Origin of the sequence: Citrobacter telavivensis, from assembly GCA_009363175.1 — a bacterium.
GTDB lineage: Bacteria > Pseudomonadota > Gammaproteobacteria > Enterobacterales > Enterobacteriaceae > Citrobacter_A > Citrobacter_A telavivensis.
On the sequence record CP045205.1, the window covers coordinates 1,009,359 to 1,026,441 of the forward strand.

Annotated in this window: 16 protein-coding genes; all 16 read left to right on the plus strand. The window is 57.2% G+C overall.

Going from position 1 to position 17,083, the window contains the following annotated elements:
* The first annotated feature begins 36 nt into the window (after positions 1-36).
* A complete protein-coding gene (locus tag GBC03_07010; GenBank protein QFS69970.1) occupies positions 37-2,511 on the plus strand; it encodes a fimbria/pilus outer membrane usher protein in 2,475 nt (824 codons plus the stop codon).
* A gap of 72 nt (positions 2,512-2,583) precedes the next feature.
* Positions 2,584-3,297, plus strand: a complete 714-nt coding sequence (locus GBC03_07015; GenBank protein ID QFS73937.1) for a fimbria/pilus periplasmic chaperone — start codon at positions 2,584-2,586, stop codon at positions 3,295-3,297.
* Between the two features lie 17 nt (positions 3,298-3,314).
* Positions 3,315-3,938, plus strand: coding sequence for a fimbrial protein (locus GBC03_07020; GenBank protein ID QFS69971.1), 624 nt, complete (start codon positions 3,315-3,317; stop codon positions 3,936-3,938).
* Positions 3,938-4,993, plus strand: a complete 1,056-nt coding sequence (locus GBC03_07025; protein QFS69972.1) for a fimbrial protein — start codon at positions 3,938-3,940, stop codon at positions 4,991-4,993. Before GBC03_07020 ends, GBC03_07025 begins: the two co-directional genes overlap by 1 nt.
* Positions 4,994-5,002: 9 nt before the next feature.
* On the plus strand, positions 5,003-5,551 hold the full coding sequence (locus tag GBC03_07030; protein QFS69973.1) for a fimbrial protein: 549 nt from the start codon (positions 5,003-5,005) through the stop codon (positions 5,549-5,551).
* Between the two features lie 23 nt (positions 5,552-5,574).
* Positions 5,575-6,234, plus strand: a complete 660-nt coding sequence (locus tag GBC03_07035) for a DNA-binding response regulator (GenBank protein ID QFS69974.1) — start codon at positions 5,575-5,577, stop codon at positions 6,232-6,234.
* A gap of 89 nt (positions 6,235-6,323) precedes the next feature.
* Positions 6,324-6,524 (plus strand): DUF4762 domain-containing protein, encoded by a 201-nt coding sequence (locus GBC03_07040; protein QFS69975.1) that lies wholly within the window; start codon positions 6,324-6,326, stop codon positions 6,522-6,524.
* Positions 6,525-6,583: 59 nt separating this feature from the next.
* Positions 6,584-7,255: a thioredoxin domain-containing protein gene (locus GBC03_07045; protein ID QFS69976.1), complete on the plus strand. Its 672-nt coding sequence runs from the start codon at positions 6,584-6,586 to the stop codon at positions 7,253-7,255.
* Between the two features lie 5 nt (positions 7,256-7,260).
* Positions 7,261-8,211, plus strand: a complete 951-nt coding sequence (locus GBC03_07050) for an ABC transporter (GenBank protein ID QFS69977.1) — start codon at positions 7,261-7,263, stop codon at positions 8,209-8,211.
* A gap of 8 nt (positions 8,212-8,219) precedes the next feature.
* Positions 8,220-10,328 (plus strand): ATP-binding cassette domain-containing protein, encoded by a 2,109-nt coding sequence (locus GBC03_07055; protein ID QFS69978.1) that lies wholly within the window; start codon positions 8,220-8,222, stop codon positions 10,326-10,328.
* Entirely contained in the window at positions 10,325-11,476 is a 1,152-nt protein-coding gene (locus GBC03_07060) for an efflux RND transporter periplasmic adaptor subunit (GenBank protein ID QFS69979.1), read from the plus strand. Before GBC03_07055 ends, GBC03_07060 begins: the two co-directional genes overlap by 4 nt.
* A gap of 3 nt (positions 11,477-11,479) precedes the next feature.
* Positions 11,480-13,411: an ATP-binding cassette domain-containing protein gene (locus GBC03_07065; protein ID QFS69980.1), complete on the plus strand. Its 1,932-nt coding sequence runs from the start codon at positions 11,480-11,482 to the stop codon at positions 13,409-13,411.
* Complete coding sequence (locus tag GBC03_07070) at positions 13,408-14,787, plus strand: efflux transporter outer membrane subunit (GenBank protein ID QFS69981.1); 1,380 nt, start codon at positions 13,408-13,410, stop codon at positions 14,785-14,787. The genes GBC03_07065 and GBC03_07070 overlap by 4 nt, the downstream gene beginning before the upstream one ends.
* Positions 14,774-16,027, plus strand: coding sequence for a beta-ketoacyl-[acyl-carrier-protein] synthase family protein (locus tag GBC03_07075; GenBank protein ID QFS69982.1), 1,254 nt, complete (start codon positions 14,774-14,776; stop codon positions 16,025-16,027). Before GBC03_07070 ends, GBC03_07075 begins: the two co-directional genes overlap by 14 nt.
* Positions 16,024-16,830, plus strand: coding sequence for a protein dehydratase (locus tag GBC03_07080; protein QFS69983.1), 807 nt, complete (start codon positions 16,024-16,026; stop codon positions 16,828-16,830). Before GBC03_07075 ends, GBC03_07080 begins: the two co-directional genes overlap by 4 nt.
* Positions 16,817-17,068, plus strand: coding sequence for an acyl carrier protein (locus GBC03_07085; GenBank protein ID QFS69984.1), 252 nt, complete (start codon positions 16,817-16,819; stop codon positions 17,066-17,068). The genes GBC03_07080 and GBC03_07085 overlap by 14 nt, the downstream gene beginning before the upstream one ends.
* Positions 17,069-17,083: the final 15 nt, after the last annotated feature.

Here is a 17,083-nt window from a genome sequence, read left to right on the forward strand (position 1 = left end):
AGAACGTATTTAACGGATTTATTTGGGACGAAAATCATGTCGGTAAAATTAAAAACCCATATAACGATGATTGCTCTTCTGGTGATGAATAGCGGCTACGCGGCGACGGCCAGTGCCGAGGAGAGCATAGAGTTTAATACCGATGTCCTGGATGCTTCGGAGCGTACCCAGATTGATTTGTCGCGTTTTGCGACCGACAACTATGTCACCCCTGGCGATTATTTGCTGGATATCCGCATTAACGGTCAACCGGTCGGCCAGGAGAAAATTCGTTATATCGATGCTCCCGAAGGCAAGCGCACGCTGCCGTGCATCAGCGGCGACCTGCTGGATAAGCTGGCGCTGAAAGATGACGCGCGCGCGCAGGTCACTCAACTCTATGAGAATTGCTACTCATTGCAAAGCCTGCCGGGGGCGAAATTAAGCAACTACGCCGGCGTGCTTGAAATTACTGTACCGCAGGCGTGGATGAAGTATAACGATCCGAGCTGGACGCCGCCTGAACGCTGGGATGAAGGGATCGCGGGGCTCCTGTTCGATTACAGCCTCAACGGGCAACTCACTCGCCAGTTCAACGGCCAGGAAAACTACAGCGCAGTTTCAGGCTACGGTCAGGCAGGGGCGAACATCGGCGGCTGGCGTCTGCGCGGTGAGTATCAGACCAGCTACTACAGCCAGAACCATCAATTCGATTTCGACTGGAACCAGATCTACGCCTACCGCCCCTTGCCGATGATCGCGGCGAAACTGACGCTGGGTGAGATCTACCTGAATTCGCAGGTTTTCGATACCGTGCGTTTTACCGGGATCAACCTTGCCAGTGATGAGCGGATGCTGCCACCGGCGTTACAGGGCTATGCCCCTGAAATTCATGGTATCGCCCGCACCAACGCCAAAGTGACCGTCAGCCAGAGTGGGCGCGTCATCTATGAAACCACCGTGCCCGCCGGACCGTTCAATATTCAGGATTTACGCAGTTCGGTGCGCGGTACGCTCGATGTGCGCGTTGAAGAGCAGGACGGCTCGGTGTCGACCTTCCAGGTGAACACCGCCAACATTCCGTATCTCACGCGTCCGGGCTATGTTCGTTACAACATCTCAGGCGGTACGCCATCCCGCTACAACCATAAAATGCAGGGCCCGACGTTCCTCTCCGGCGATTTCTCCTGGGGGGTCAGCAACGCCTGGTCGCTGTACGGCGGCTTACAGTCTTCCGGTGAAGAGTACACCGCGGCGTCGTTGGGTATTGGGCGCGATCTCTACGCATTTGGCGCCATTTCCGTTGATGCCACCGAGTCATGGAGTCGCGAGTCTGACGGTAAACGACTGAAAGGGACCTCTTACAAGCTGAGTTACGCCAAAACCTTCGACGAATACAACAGTTCCATTACCTTCGCGGGTTACCGGTTCTCGCAGGAAGACTTCCGTTCAATGTCGCAATACCTCGATGAACGTTACCAGGGATATGACCATCTGGGACGCGAAAAAGAGCTCTATACCATCACCGGGAATAAAACGTTCTGGGCTGGCGAAGCGGGGAAGGCGACGACCGTCTTTCTCACCTGGACGCACCAGAACTACTGGGATAAGCGCAGCCAGGATCGCTACGGTATGTCTGTGGGACGCTCCTTCCGGATTGGCGAGATCAACGGCATCTCTGCCAACCTTTCCGCTTACCGTACCGATTACAAAGGGCGCAAAGACGACTCGATCTCCTTCTCGCTGTCGGTGCCGATTGGCGACAACAAATGGGCGGGGCTGGATATCCAGACCAACAACGGCAAAACCAGTCCGATGGCGTCTTACACCGACAACAGTGATTACAACAATTTGTGGCGTATTCGTGCCGGCGCCAGCCAGAGCGGTAACGCCAGCGTTGACGGCTATTACCAGCATCGTTCGCAACTGGCAGAAATTAATACCAACGCCAGCTATCAGCAGAACCAGTACATGGCGCTGAGCACCACCCTGCGCGGCGGCTTCACGGCAACCCGCCACGGCGCGGCGATGCATAACAGCGGCGCAACGATCAATACGGCACGCGTCATGGTGGATACCAACGGCATTGGCGGCGTTCCGCTCAATGGCAAGAAGTCGAGGACTAACGGCTACGGCATTGCCGTGGTGCCGGATGTGGTGAGCTACAACAGCTTTGACACCCGCGTGGACGTGGATGCGATGGACAGTGATGTCGAACCGTCAAAAGCCATCAGTACAACGACCCTGACGGAAGGCGCGATTGGCTATCAGGCCTTCGGCATGGCGAAGGGGATGAAGATGATGGGGACGTTGCGCCTCGCGGATGGCAGCGTACCGCCATTCGGCGCGGAAATTTACAACACCGATGGGGTGAGCGTCGCGATGGTGCTGGAAGACGGGCAAGCCTGGCTTGCCGGGGTCAATGCTAACGAAACGCTGAACGTGATGTGGGGCGGCAAACAGCAATGTCAGGTCACGATCCCGCCAGGTGCAAACGACGGGCGAGCGAACGGGTTTTTGCCGTGTCGTTAACCTCGACGCAACGAGTTTTCTCACTGTAATAAAAGGCCAAAAATGAGCAAGAAAAGACATAACGGATATCTGATGGCGGCGTGGGCGCTGAGCATGATTGGCGGCTACGCGCAGGCAGGGGTCTCTCTGGATCGGACCCGCGTCATTATTACGGAGAAAGAGGCCTCGTCGAGTGCCAATCTGTCCAACACCAGCCCGGATATTCCCTTCCTCGCCCAGTCGTGGGTAGAGGATGAAAAAGGCAACAAGATTACGTCACCACTGATTGTGTTACCGCCTCTACAGCGGATCAACGGGGGACAGAAAGGGATCGCGCGCGTCACCAAAACCGCCGGGATTGAAAAGCTGCCGCAGGACAGAGAGAGCCTGTTCTACCTCAACGTCAGAGAGATCCCGCCGAAGCCGGATAAACCGAACACGCTGCAACTGGCCATGCAGTCGCGCATCAAGCTGTTTTACCGCCCGGCGGCGGTGATCCCGAAGACCCGAAGTGAAGTCTGGCAGGACCAGGTGGTGTTCCATAAAAACGGCAGCCAGATGACGGTACAGAACCCAACGCCTTATTACGTCACGATCCTTGGGCTGTCCAAAGGGGCTGGACAGAAGATCACCCAATTTCCGGGGATCATGATCGCGCCCAAATCGAGCCAGCAGTTTGCGGTAACGGACGGGAATGTCAGTCAGTTTTCCATGATGTTCGTGAACGATTATGGCGGACACCCTGAGCTGAAGTTTCGTTGCGATGGCAACACCTGCAAAGCGCTTCCACCCGCGCAGCAGGGCTAACCAGGAGGAACCTGACAATGCAAAATCCTTTAACCACTGTGGCCCTCCTCGCGATGGGCGTGGCGTTTCAGTGCGGGGCGGATGTGCCGGCGCAGCCACAACATAACGCTCAGGAACATGTCAGCGAAGATAGCGGCATTGTCCGGTTTCACGGTTCTGTGTTTGCTTCTCCCTGCGTACTGATGACACAAGGGCGCATTCAGGACGTCGAGATGGGCGAGATCAGCGCGCAGCATTTTCGTCAGGCGGGCGATCGCAGCGAGCCGGTGCGCTTCAAGTTGCACCTGAAGGACTGCCTGAAAGGGGCGTCGCAGTCGCGAGGGAGTCTGGCTTCCAGAACCACCGGGAATGACTGGCGGGCTTACAGCACCGGGGAGCAGGCGGTGCAACTGACGTTTGTCGGCGAGTCCGACCACAATAACGGACAGCTGTTACGCGCCCACGGTACGACTCAGGGCGCGGGCGTGCGCCTGCTCGATAAGGACGGGAATGCGCTGGATGTCGGCCAGACCCATGCCCCCTGGCTGGTGAATTCCGGTGACAGTGAGCTGAATTTTATGGCGGCGCTGGAATCCACCGGTTTGCATGTGAGCGCGGGCGACTTTAGCAGCCTGGTCCGCCTGAAGATGGAGTACTTGTAATGAAACTGTCAGGCCTGTTCCGCCGCAAATTGCCGGTCTTACTGGCACTCAGCACGCTCGGCTTGCCGGGCGCGGCGTGGTCCGTGGTGGACGGTGAAATTGAACCGGTGAACGGCACCTACGACTATCTGATTAATATTTCTAATCATGACATTACCAACAACCAGATGGGCGCAACGGTTACCGATGAATTCGACCTGGCCGGAATGTTCCAGGGGCGCGCTTACTGCTCACAGCCGATGAGTAATCAGCCGGTATTTTTCATGGCGCAAGCGACGTTAACGCAGTCCGGCATGACGCCGGGTTACCTCAAGCTCAACGACTATATGGACGTCAAAATTGAGATCTACATCGGTGGTAATCTGCAAGACTATAAAACCGTGCCGTTCGAGAACGTCTCAAACGGCGCCGATCAGAACTTCTGTAACGTCCCCAGCACCATTCTGCAAAACCAATTCGCTTCCGGTGCGAGGGGGCGGGTGACCTTTATGATCACCAAACCGATTATCAACGGGGTGAATCTGCAAGGCTCTGAAATCGCCAAACTCTTTGGCCGTCTGGGGCCGGGGGCCATGGGGCAAACCCCGCTGTCGCGCGTCACCATTGCCTCAGGCGTCATCACCGTACCGGATAAATGCATCGTCAATCAGGGAACGCCGATCGTCGTCGACTTCGGCAACATTCCGGGGAACGGCAGTCGGCTGAACGGCACCAACTACAGCCAAAACGTGCCGATTCATGTGAAGTGCGAGGGCGGCAGTTTTGCCCAGGGCGCACTGAATATCAAATTAGGGATCCAGCAGGCCAATCCGGCGTTTGATGACGGCAAATACCTGAGTACGCAAGGAACCACGGATCGTTCCGAACTGGGTATTGCGCTGCGTGACCGTCAGGGTAACCCGGTGGCGCCGAACACCTTCTATAACGTACCGGGGTTTGCCAATAACGAAGGCGACTGGAACCTGACTGCCGCACCGGTGGCGAAATACGTCACCTCAGTCATTCCGGAAGGCGAGTTCCATGCATCTGCAACGGTTGTGGCTGAATTCCAGTAAGGAGGGAATATGCATCGCATAACAATGATCTTTGCCTGTTTATTGACGACGTTCGCTCCGGCCCCGGTATGGGCATTGGGGGAGTTGATTGGCGGCGATCTCAGTTTCAACGGCGTAGTGATGGCTTACCCGTGCAGCATTGCGCCCGAGTCAGAACGGGTGCCGGTCGATTTCGGAAACATATCGACAAAGTCATTGTATATCAACGGCAAAACAGTACCTGTTCCGTTCACGATCAAATTAGAGGATTGCACGCCAAACGTCTTTAATTCTGTGACGGTAACGTTCAGCGGGGCTGCCAATGGCAATCTGGCGGACCGACTGGCGATCAGCGCGACGTCACCGGGCAATGCGGGTGGCGTCGGGGTTGGCCTGCTGGAAGAGGACGATACGCCCGTGCGTCTGAATGTGGCGACTCGTCCGACCGCGATCGGCGACACCGTTTTGCGGCTTAACTTCCAGGCGTTTGTTGAAGCCGAACCTGCTGCCTTAGCAAACGGCACCCTGACCACCGGCCCCTTTACCGCCACGGCAAATTACACATTGAACTATCAGTAACGTCATCAACAGGGAATTGAGGCATGGAGTATCGGTGTTTTCTTTACAATAAAGATCTCTTTTTTTCGCAAGGAATAAAAACGGTCATTGCCAGTTTGCTCGCGGAGCAGACGGACGTTTTATATTCCTTAACGGATGACTACACGCAGCTTATCTGGCAGCTACAGACTCGCGTTAATGATGACTGCTGCCTGTGGATCCTGTGCGATCTGGACAGCCTGCCGCGGGAGCGGATTCGTGCGCTGCAACTCATGAATAATTTCTATCAGCGTGAAAATAAGAATCTGATTATTTTATTAAGCGAGCACAACATGCCGCTATTTTTCACGCTTTATGCGCTCTTGCCAAACGCCCATTGGTTATTGAAAAGCGAGAATCTCGCCAATACCACCCCTTTTTTTCAGGAATTATTGGATCAACGACGTCAGGGATGCTGCTTTAGCTATTCATTGGTGAATTACACGCGCAGAAGACTGCACCGCCGGGAAGTGAATTATACGATTTCCGGTAATGAATGGTGGCTGATGGAAGAGATATTCAAAGGAAAATCGCTGTCGCAGATTTCCTGCGAGGTAAATATCGATGTCCGACGCCTGAGCTATATCAAGCGGCACTTAATGAAGCGACTGAATATCAGAAACAACATTGCGTTATTTACGGTGTTCAAGGGAATTATGCCGTGACCCGTTAAAAGTCTTTTCGGCAGTAGCATTCGCCGAACTATCGGTGCAAATGATTGCACTACATTAAACCCTAAGTAAGGAAAACAGAGATGAAAAAATTAACTGCAATCGAAGTGGCTAACGTTGTGGGCGGAACCTGTAAAACCTGCGAAACAACGTATCAGAACGTCACCGTTGGTGGTGTGACCTCCTGTAAGGAACTGACAACCTGCACGGATAAGCACGGTAGCACCACGTCAATGAAAGATGCAAATGCCAGCAAGTGTGGTGGGATTCCGAACCGCTTCTAATTGGCTATAGCCTGGAGGTACCCGCGCCTCCAGGTTTATTTTTCCACTGCGAGAATACTATGGCGACCCAATTTAAACGTATCACCATTATTAGCTATTCACTGTTTCTGATCGTTATCTCTTCGCTGATAACGGTGCTTTGCTATCACCTTTTTGTCTTTAATACGTTTGCCACGGATAGCTCGCAAACGCAGGCTTTTCGTGAAGTCAGCGCAGAGCAAATTGCGAATAGTCCGATCAAAGAAGCGCGCAGTATTATCGAAGTGATGTCTTACGGTTGCCATTATTGTGCGGCAAACGAAGAGAATCTGGCGGAATTTTCTCGCACGCTGCCGCCGGGAAGTTCGTTTACCTCGATCCATATTACCAGTGAGAACAGCGGCCTTGCCGCTTACGCCCCGATTTTTGCCACGCTGGAAGAGATGGGGATTGAAAAGAACGTTCGCGACAGCGCCTATAACGCCGTTATTACGCGCAATGTCGATCTCACCGATGAGAAGGTACTGAATGCCTGGCTGGAAAAAAACAAGATTGATGCGGATAAATTTAAAACCCTGCGCCAGAGTGACGCGGTAAAAAACCGTCTCAGCACGATGGCGGCCATTACCGCACACTATGACATTAACGCGACGCCGATGTTTATTATCAATAAACGCTATGTGGTGGCCCAGGACAGTGAATTTCCTCAATTTGCGCAGCGCATGCTGCAATTGCTGAAAGAGGATAAATAACCCCGGTGGTCAGATTTTTTATTATCTGGAGCGTGTTTAGTTTTAAAAACAGCACGGGATGGCTGTATAACGCGAAACGTGATTTTTCTCAGGGAAGGCTGCTTCTGCTGCGAAAAATGGTGCGTTATCTGCCGCTGCCTGCGTTGCTGACCGTGGCGAAAGGACTTTGCGCGCTACGGTTGCTGGGGCGTCCATTCCGTTTACGCAATGCCGTGGCAAACGAAAACGCCCGTTGCCTGATCGGGCAAACTGGTCGGGTGGACGCGGTCTGGGTTGCCGTGCGTCGCCGACTGCTGGAAGAAGCCGCGACCTGGGGACAAAACCCAGAGCTGTTACGGCAGATCCGCGCCTGCGCGTCTGAACTCGACGCGGTTGTCGCACCACTGCATCAGCAGAACATACCTTACATTCTGGCACCGTTACATACGGTGTCGGACGTACTGGCGGCGATGGTTGGTGCCTGCGTCACGCCAGGCAAAGCCAGCGTGGTGGTCTCTTCCAGCGCTGAACTTTATAACGCGCAGACTCGCGCGCTTGGCGGTATCGACCTTTCCTACTGCTCCATTCATCAGCAGAACAAAACGCTGGCCGGCAGCCTGATGGGACTCATCACCGATGTCGCCGCCGGGCAGCAGAACATGATTATTTTTCCCGATATTTCGCCGGACTACACCTTACAGGCCGAAGGGGCGCTGGCAGCGAAATTGCCGTGTCGTTTATTCGGTCGCAGCGCGAAGTTACACAATGGCGTGGTTCGCCTCTCCGGGGTGATTGCGGCGCAGGTGGTGTTTTATCACCTCAGTTATGACAACGGCCTGCGCATCCACATTCATCCACCGGTGAGCAGCCAGAACGTCGCCCACGCGCTGCCCGGCATTATTGAATCCACTCTGCGTGAACATCCGCAGGAGTGGCTCCTTTGGCACAGCCATTCTCTCTTCTTTATTAATCATTGATGATAAAAATGACAACCACGATCCCGAATCTGATCTTTCAGGAAGAGACCAACGAATGCGGACTGGCGTGCGTGGCGATGCTGGCGCAGACGCAGGGGCAGCCCGTTTCGCTGGCTACATTGCGCGAGCTGTTTCCGGCGTCCGATCACGGTACCTCGCTGGATACGCTGATGAGCATCCTGGCGCGACTGGGCATTGCCACGACGCCGGTGCTGTTTGAGCACGATGAGCTGAGCAGTCTGCCGCTGCCGGCCATTTTGCATTACGGCGCGAGCCACTATGTCCTGCTGGCCTGGCGCAAAGGCAACCACGTCTGCGTGATGAATCCGGCGATTGGCGAGCAGTGGCTGCCGTTTGCCGCGCTTAAGCAGGAGATCAGCGGCTATGCCCTGATTGTCGAAGCTGAGCAAGCGTCAGCCGCCGACCCTGATTTACCGTTGCCGACAACAGCGCAGAGTGCGCCGCGGGCGATGAGTATGCAGGAGACCGCTGCGGTGCCGGGGATCTATCGGCTGATGCTGTTGACCTTTCTCGTCTCGCTAACGCTGTTTCTGATGCCGACGATGGTAAGCAGCGCCATCAACCAGGCCTTCTCCAGCGTGGAAAGCAGCGGCTTTCCCTACGGCTGGTTTATCCTGGCGTTTGTCGCCTCTTCACTGATGGCGCTCGGTGTGCGGGTCGTTAGCGAACGCTTTATCAAACGCTTTGTGCTGATCCACAGCGGCGTGGGATTTTCCCGCCTGCTCCGTAACCCGCTGCGCTTTTTCGAAAAAAGGGCGCCGGGGGAGATCTTCAGCCGCTTCACGGCCTGGCAGATTGGCCTGCTGCAAAAAATTGAACTGGATAACGGCCTGCGCTCCGACTGGGTGATCTGCGCGATCGCACTGGCTGTCATGTTCTGGATTGCGCCCGTGCTGGCGGCGATCTCCGCCGTCGGCGTCACGGTGATGGGGATCATCAGCGTCTGGGCGGTGATCCGCGACCGCTGGTTCACCCAGCAACTGCAGTTGAAAAGCGCCACCCTGAACGATTTTTTCATGGAGACCATTCAGGGCATTTTGACCGTCAAAACCGCCGGACTGGAAGGTCAGCGTCAGGGGCAGTTTGCCAACTTCAGCCGCGATCTGTTTTCGTGTCTGCAGCGCCAGAAGGTCTATCAGCAGGTGAAAGAGGGGTTGTATCAGCTCACCGGGAGTCTGGAGATGGTGGTGTTCATGCTGGTGGTCCTGCCGATGGTGCACAACAAACTGATCTCACTGGGCGATTTTTTTGCCTACAGCTTCCTGCGGCAAATATTCACCTCCTACGTTACGCGGATTTTCTACGCCATCATTCAGAAATCTCAGTTGAATGTGATAGACACCCGCGCCCATGCGCTGTTTGCGCCGCGAGACGAAGACGCACCCGCACCGCTGGCGGCACAGCCTCCCGCCGATACGGTGCCGGACCTGACGTTTGAGTCGCTGTGTTACGGCTACGATCCTGCAAGACCGGTGCTGTCGTCGGTTTCGCTGTCGCTGCGCGCGGGCGAGCAGATTGCGATTGTCGGTGAATCCGGCGCAGGTAAGAGCACCTTACTGCGGCTGATTGCCGGACTGTTTTCTCCTCAGGCGGGTGGCTGTTATGCCGCTGACACCGCGCTCCCGGCGCAGCAACTGGCGCAGTTTGTCTGCCTGCAAAGTCAGGAGGATATTTTGTTTAATGCCTCGGTTCGCGAAAACATCACCCTGTTCGATGCGCACTACCGTGAACGTGACCGTGGGCGGATTGAGGCGCTGCTGGAATCCCTCGCGCTGGGTGAGGTGGTGCGTGGATTACCGGGCGGTATCGACGCCCTGATCCGTGAAAGCCATGCGGCGCTTTCGCTCGGTCAACGTCAGCGGTTATTGCTGGCGCGTGCGCTGTACAGTTCGCGTCCGATTTTGTTGCTCGACGAACCGACCGCCAATCTTGATGACGACACGGCAGCCATTGTGATGGAGACGATTCACGCGCATTGCCAGAAAGCCGGTAAGTCACTGATTGTGGTCACCCACAGCGACGCGATTCTGTCGCGGTTCCAGCGGGTTTATCAACTCACTGAAGGCAAACTCAGCCCGCTGGAGGTCAACGTATGACGCTGAAATCCCGTTGGTTGCCGATCGGCTGCGGCCTGGCGCTGGCCGTTGCGGTCGGTGGGACGTGGGTGACGATGGCCTCGACCTCGCCGCAGGAGAATTTACCGCTGGAGACCATTGGCACTGGCGATATCGAAAAGGTGGTGCTGGTGACGGGGGTTCTGAAACCGGCGGTGCAGGTTAACGTCGGCGCGCAGGTCAACGGACAACTGCGCAAGCTGTACGTGCGCCAGGGCGAGAAGGTCCAGAAAGGGCAACTGCTGGCGGAAATTGACCCCACTTTGCAGGAGTCAGATCTGAACAACACGCGCGCACAACTGGCCAGCGCCAAAGCGCAAAAGCTGTCGGCGCAGGCGACGCTGTTACGTTATCGCCAGGAGCTGAACCGCCAGAGCATGATGCTGCGCGATGGCTCCGGCGTGCGCAGTGAATATGAACAGGCCAGAGCGCAATACGATGCGCAGGTGCAGCAAATTGACGTGAGTGACGCGCAGATTGTGCAGGCGGAGATGGCGGTGAAAACGGCGCAGGCCAACCTCAGCTATACCCGCATTGTGGCGCCTATCGATGGCGAAGTGCTGGGCATTGTCACCCGTGAAGGGCAAACCATCGTCTCCTCGCAAACGGCACCGACCATTCTGGTGCTGGCGGATCTCGATACCATGCAGGTGCAAACGCGCATTTCTGAAGCCGACGTGCAAAAAATCCGCCCCGGCCAGCCGCTGCGTTTCTACGTCATCGCCAACCCGGATAAACGCTACACCGGTACGATGGGCTTCGTGCAGCCAGCGCCGCAGGAAGCGCTGGAAGCGCCCGGCGAAGGCGGAATGGGCGGCAATCAACAGGCGATGGCGGTGTACTACACCGGCACCTTTGAAGTGCCTAACGCTGAGCGCGAGCTCAAAACGTCGATGACGGCGCAGGTCTTTATTCAGACCGCCGAAGCAAAAAACGTCTTGCGCGTGCCGGTCGCCGCGCTCGGGCAGGCGCTGGACACCGAGCGATACACCATCACCACCGTTGAAGACGGAAAAACGCGCACCCGCACGATCCGCATCGGGATCAACGACCGGCAGTACGCCGAAGTGCTGGAGGGATTGCAGGCTGGCGATCGCGTGGTGCTGGCGCAGGACACGGTGCGAGGGTAGCGGATGGAACCGATTATCGTCTTACGCCAGGTTTGCCGGACATTCAGCGCCGGGAGCGAAACGCTTGCGGTGCTGAGCGATATTTCGCTGACCATCCACGGCGGTGAGATGGTGGCGATTGTGGGCGCCTCTGGTTCGGGGAAATCCACGCTGATGAACATCATCGGCTGTCTGGACAAGCCTTCTTCCGGTGAGGTGTTGATCAACGGTACGCCGGTGCATGACGCTGACAGTCTGCACCTGGCCGATCTGCGCAGCCGCTATCTGGGGTTTATTTTCCAGCGCTATCACCTGATGCCGTATCTGACGGCGGAAGAGAACATCGCCATTCCCGCGCTGTACACCGCGATGTCGGAAGCCGAGCGCAAAGCGCGCACCCAGCGGCTTGCGGGCCAGCTCGGCCTGGAAAACCGGCTCCAGCATCGTCCTGCCCAGCTTTCGGGCGGGCAGCAGCAGCGCGTGAGCATCTGTCGGGCGCTGATCAACGGTGCGCATATCATTCTGGCGGATGAACCTACCGGTGCGCTCGACAGCGTCAGCGGCAAAGCGTTGATGGACGTGCTGCACCAGCTACATGCGGTGGGGCACACGGTCATCATCGTCACCCACGATCGCGACGTCGCCCGACAGGCGCAGCGAATTATTGAAATCAGCGACGGGCGGATGATTAGCGATGTTCAGCACGCCGCCGCCCGCCGACCGAGTGCGCTGCCGGAGCAGGATAACGGGCGCGCCTCGTTGGGGCGCCGTCTTCGTGAGTCGGTCCGCATGGCCTGGCGTTCGCTGCTCGGACACCGGATGCGCGCGTTTCTCTCCATGTTGGGGATCATCATCGGCATTGCGTCGGTGGTGTCGTCGATGGCGGTAGGTGAAGGCGCACGGCAGGCGATTATGAGCGAGATTGGCAAGCTGGGAAGTACCACGCTGGAGATCCATCCCGGTACGGGGTGGGGCAGTAAGCGCCCGGACATGGAGCGTGCGCTGTCGATGGACGATGTGCGCAGTTTGCAGACGCAGCCGTGGATCATGGGCGTCTCGCCGGTGGTCAGCAGCACAACGCTCGCGGTACGCAAGGGGCTCGACTCCTCCATGATGCTCTCCGGCGTTTCTCAGGACTTTTTTGCTCTGCAAGGGCTGCGTTTTGTGCAGGGAAATGGTTTTACCGCGCGCGACGTCGCGGAAGGCGAACCGGTGTTGATTCTTGATGAGACCGGGCGCGATACGCTGTTCCCCGGTGGTGAAAATCCGCTTGATGAGATAGTCCAGATTGGCGGCGCGCCGTGGCGGGTAATCGGCGTGGCGACGCGACCCGGTCCGAAAGTGGTGGGCGGATTTATGACTGCCTGGGTTCCGCATACGTCATTACAGCAGCGGCTCACCGGCGAAAAGCCGCTGGAATCGTTGATTCTGCGTTTTCAACCGCCGCTGGAACCGCATGAGGCAGCGCAACGAGCGGAGCGTCATCTGTTGCGGGAACATGGCCGAAAAGATTTCTTTATCCAGACCGACGATCAGCTGGCAAACGCGCTGCAAAAAACCTCTGACTCCCTGTCGCTGTTGATCACCGCCATTGCGGCTATCTCCTTGCTGGTGGGCGGCGTCGGGGTGATGAACATCATGCTGGTATCAGTGACCGAACGGACCCATGAGATTGGCATCCGCTTATCGGTTGGCGCGCGTCCCTCGGACATCATGAACCAGTTTCTGATTGAGGCGGTGATGATCTGCGCCCTCGGCGGCCTGCTGGGGGTTTTGGGATCGTGGGTGGCGGGGCATCTTTTCGCCTTTGCGACCGATGCGTTCTCGATGGTGTTCACCGCGTTCCCGGTGCTGATGGCCTGTGGGTTTTCCGCCCTGATCGGTCTGACGTTTGGCTATTTTCCGGCGCGCAGAGCGGCTCGCCTCAATCCGACCGAGGCGCTGGCTCGCGAATGAAAAGACTCCTTTTGTTACCCGTGTTCTTATTGCTGGCTGGTTGTAGCTCGCTGACCCGCAGCGACTACCAGCGGCCGCTGTTGTCATTGCCCACACGGTGGCAACCTGCTACCGACACGGTGTCGGAATATGGCTGGCAGCGCTTTGGCGATCCCCGGCTATCGCGGGTGATTGAACAGGTGCTGGAAAGCAATAACGATCTCGCTGCGGCGGCGATCACCGTGCAGCAGGCGCGCGTTGCTGCGGGGTTAACCGACACCAATATGACACCTGACGTGGCGGTTAGCGGATCCGCCAGTAACAGCAAAAACGTGCGCCGTGGGACATCGTCGCAGGAAAGCTACAGCAGCGGCATCACCATCGCCTGGGAACTGGATCTGTGGGGAAAACTGGCACGAACCCGTGAACAAAGCGAATGGGAAGCGGTGGCGAGCGAGCAGGATTACCATGCGACGGTACTTACCACGATGGGCACCACCGCCCAGCTTTACTGGCGTATCGCGCTGTATAACCAACAGATTCGCAATCAGCGTGACGGTCTGGCTATCTCGCAGCAAACCGTGCAGCAGGTGCAGTCATGGTTTAACGCCGGGAAGGTTGGCCAGCTCGATGTGTTGCAGTCGCAGCAGTCCCTGCTGGAACGAGAGAATCAGTGGCGAACGCTGGTTCAGCAGCGCCAGAACACGCGCAATGCGCTGGCGCTGTTGCTCAACAGACCGGCGGAGCAGCATGCCGATGAATCGCCCGCGCTGGATGCCAACCAGCAGGTGCCGATCGCGCAAAAAACACCGCTGCGGGTGATCGCGCAGCGGCCTGACATTCAGGCGGCAGAGTCGCGCCTGCGTGCGGCGCTTGCCGGTTACGACGCCTCGCGACTGCAGTTTTATCCCGCACTTTCTCTTGATGCCTCGCTGAATGCCGGCAGTCAGATCTTCAGTCAATGGTTCAGCGACCCGATCCGCTCGATTGGCGGCGCGCTGACGCTGCCGTTTATCCAGTGGAATACCCAAGAACTCACCGTGAAGCAGGCGGATCTCGCGGTAAAACAGGCGGCGATAACCTTTCGCTCGACGGCCTATGCGGCGCTCGCAGAAGTGGATGAGGCAATGGAGAACCGCCTGAGCGCCGATGAACAACGCGCGCGACTTCACCAGTCGCTGGTCCTCAGCCAGCGGCGTTTAACCCTGACGGAAAGCCGCTATCGCGCGGGCGCCGTGGATTTTCAGACGTTGTTGAACGCGCAGGACGATCTGTTGACGTTAGAGAACTCCCTCGCACAAACCCAATACGACTACCTCTACGCCACGTTGCAGCTCTGGCTGGCGCAAGGGGGTGGCGAAACGCAATACAGGATGATGCAACATGAAGCTGAATAATGAATTTAAGCGGGTCGTCGTTACCGGGTATGGCGCCGTGACCCCACTTGGCGCAACGGCTGATGAGAGCTGGCAGGCGATGATGGATAACCGCCTGGGCTATCGCTACGTCGATAAAACGGCGCTGAATATCAAAACCCATTTTCTCGGGCTGGTGGATAACGAACCGAGCCTGGCAGGTATTCCTGCGGTTATTCGCCGTCGGCTGCCGCGCTTTGCCCGGCTGACCGTCGGCGCGGCGCGTCAGGCGATGACGATGGCTTTTGGCGTCAGGCCGCCGCAGGAGTACTACAGCACGCTCGACTGCGGCGTGATCATGGGGACCGGCTGGGCGGGGCTGGACGAAAGCTACGACGCGCAAAGTGAGTTTGCGACCACGGGCGTCGCCTCGCCGTTTAACTGTTTCTACTCGATGCCCAGCGTCACCACCGCGGCCTGCAGCCAGTACTGGGGACTCAATGGCTATCAGAACACCGTGATTGCCGCCTGCGCGACGGGGACGATCGCCATTGGCGACGCTTACGAGGTGATCCGCAGCGGCAGGGCGAAGATGATGCTGGCCGGTGCCGGAGAGTCTCTCACCAGCCACTGCGCGGTGTGGAACATTGACGTGCTGGGCGCACTGAGTAAGGAGGCGTCGGATCCGCAGCGCGCCAGCTGTCCGTTTAGCGCCCATCGTAGCGGCTTTGTATTGTCGGAAGGGGCGGCGGTGCTGTGCCTGGAAGAGCGCGAAGGGGCGCTGGCACGCGGCGCGACGATTCTCGGCGAGATTACGGGCTACGCCAATTTCTCTGACGCGTGGGATTTCACCTCGCCGGCGGAAGACTGTCTGGCCCGCGTACAAACCATTACCCACGCGTTGCAACAGGCGGCGCTGGAGCCGGATCAACTCGACTACATTAACGCCCACGGCACCTCGACGCCGCTGAACGATATCAATGAAACGCAGTCGCTGAAAATGGCGCTGGGGGACGCCGTGTGGTCTATTCCGGTTTCCAGTACGAAATCGTACTCCGGGCACTTAATCTCCGCGGCGGGCACCTTCGAGAGCATCGTCTGTCTGCAGGCGATCGCCAACGGCATTATCCCCGCAACGGCCAATTTCCAGCAGGCGGATGAATGCTGCGATCTGGATTATGTGGTTGAAGGCCATCGGGCGGGCAATGTCCGTCGCACGCTGAATCTGAGCTTCGGCTTTGGTGGCGCGAATGCGGCGCTGGTTCTGGAGAAGCACGTATGATGCCCCTTCATTACGGTCAACAGGATGCCCGACGCTGGGCCGCGTTTTCGGGCGATTACAACCCGGTGCATTTTGACGAGGCGTGGGTGAAAGCGCAGGGGGGAAGCGGGCTCAGCGTGCATGGCATGCGCGCCTTGCTGGACGTAAAACGGTTTATCAGCCCGCCGGTTGATGACGCCCCGTTTCTGAAATGTACCGTGCGTTTGCGCCGACCGCTGTGGCGGGATACCGCCTATCGCCTGACGCGCGATGTGAATAAACGTGTTGCGGCATCGGTGCGCGAGTTTTCTGCCGAAGAGGCCTGCCTTTCCTGCCAGATTACACCGGAAAACCACCTGCCGTTGGCCGATGGAGAAAGCCGGCGGGTGCTGGATACAGCGGCGCTGGCTGCGCTGCATCAGACGTTCATGCCGTTGCTTCCCGATGCTCAGCAATGGCACTTTCTCGATGCTTTGCTGTTTCGTCATCTTCTTCAGGATACTGCGCTGTTACGCCAGCAGGCCATTGCCGCCATTTTGCCGACGTGTCGGACGCTGGATGCGCTGTTTTCTCACTTTCCTGTCGTGCAAACCCATCAGGAAGTCATTTTCGACAGCCATCTGCTGGCTCCCTGGCAAGCAGAGTCGCTACCGGAAAACCTTGAAATCGACACATTGCCCGCCCTGGTGGTTGGCGATCTTGCGAGTGGCGCGGTGGTGGTGCGAATCGCCGCGCGAACCTGTTATCAACATCACTACATTAGCAATGCCGTGACGCTTAAAGTCGGCGCGCTGACAAAAGGAAAATCGAATGAGCCAGCATGAAATGATCTACGACAAAATCAGTGAAATGATCTGCGACGCAAAAGACCTGACGCCGGAGGCGTTGACGCCAGAGACGACGCTGCCTGAACTGGAACTGGACAGTCTCGACTATGTTGAGCTGATGGTGCTGGCGAAGCGTGAATTTAACGTCACGCTTAACCCCGAAATGTTTATGAAAAATCCAACCATGACGCTTCGCGAACTCAGCCAGCGCATTGCGCAGGAAATGGCGGATTGATATGGCAAAGAAATG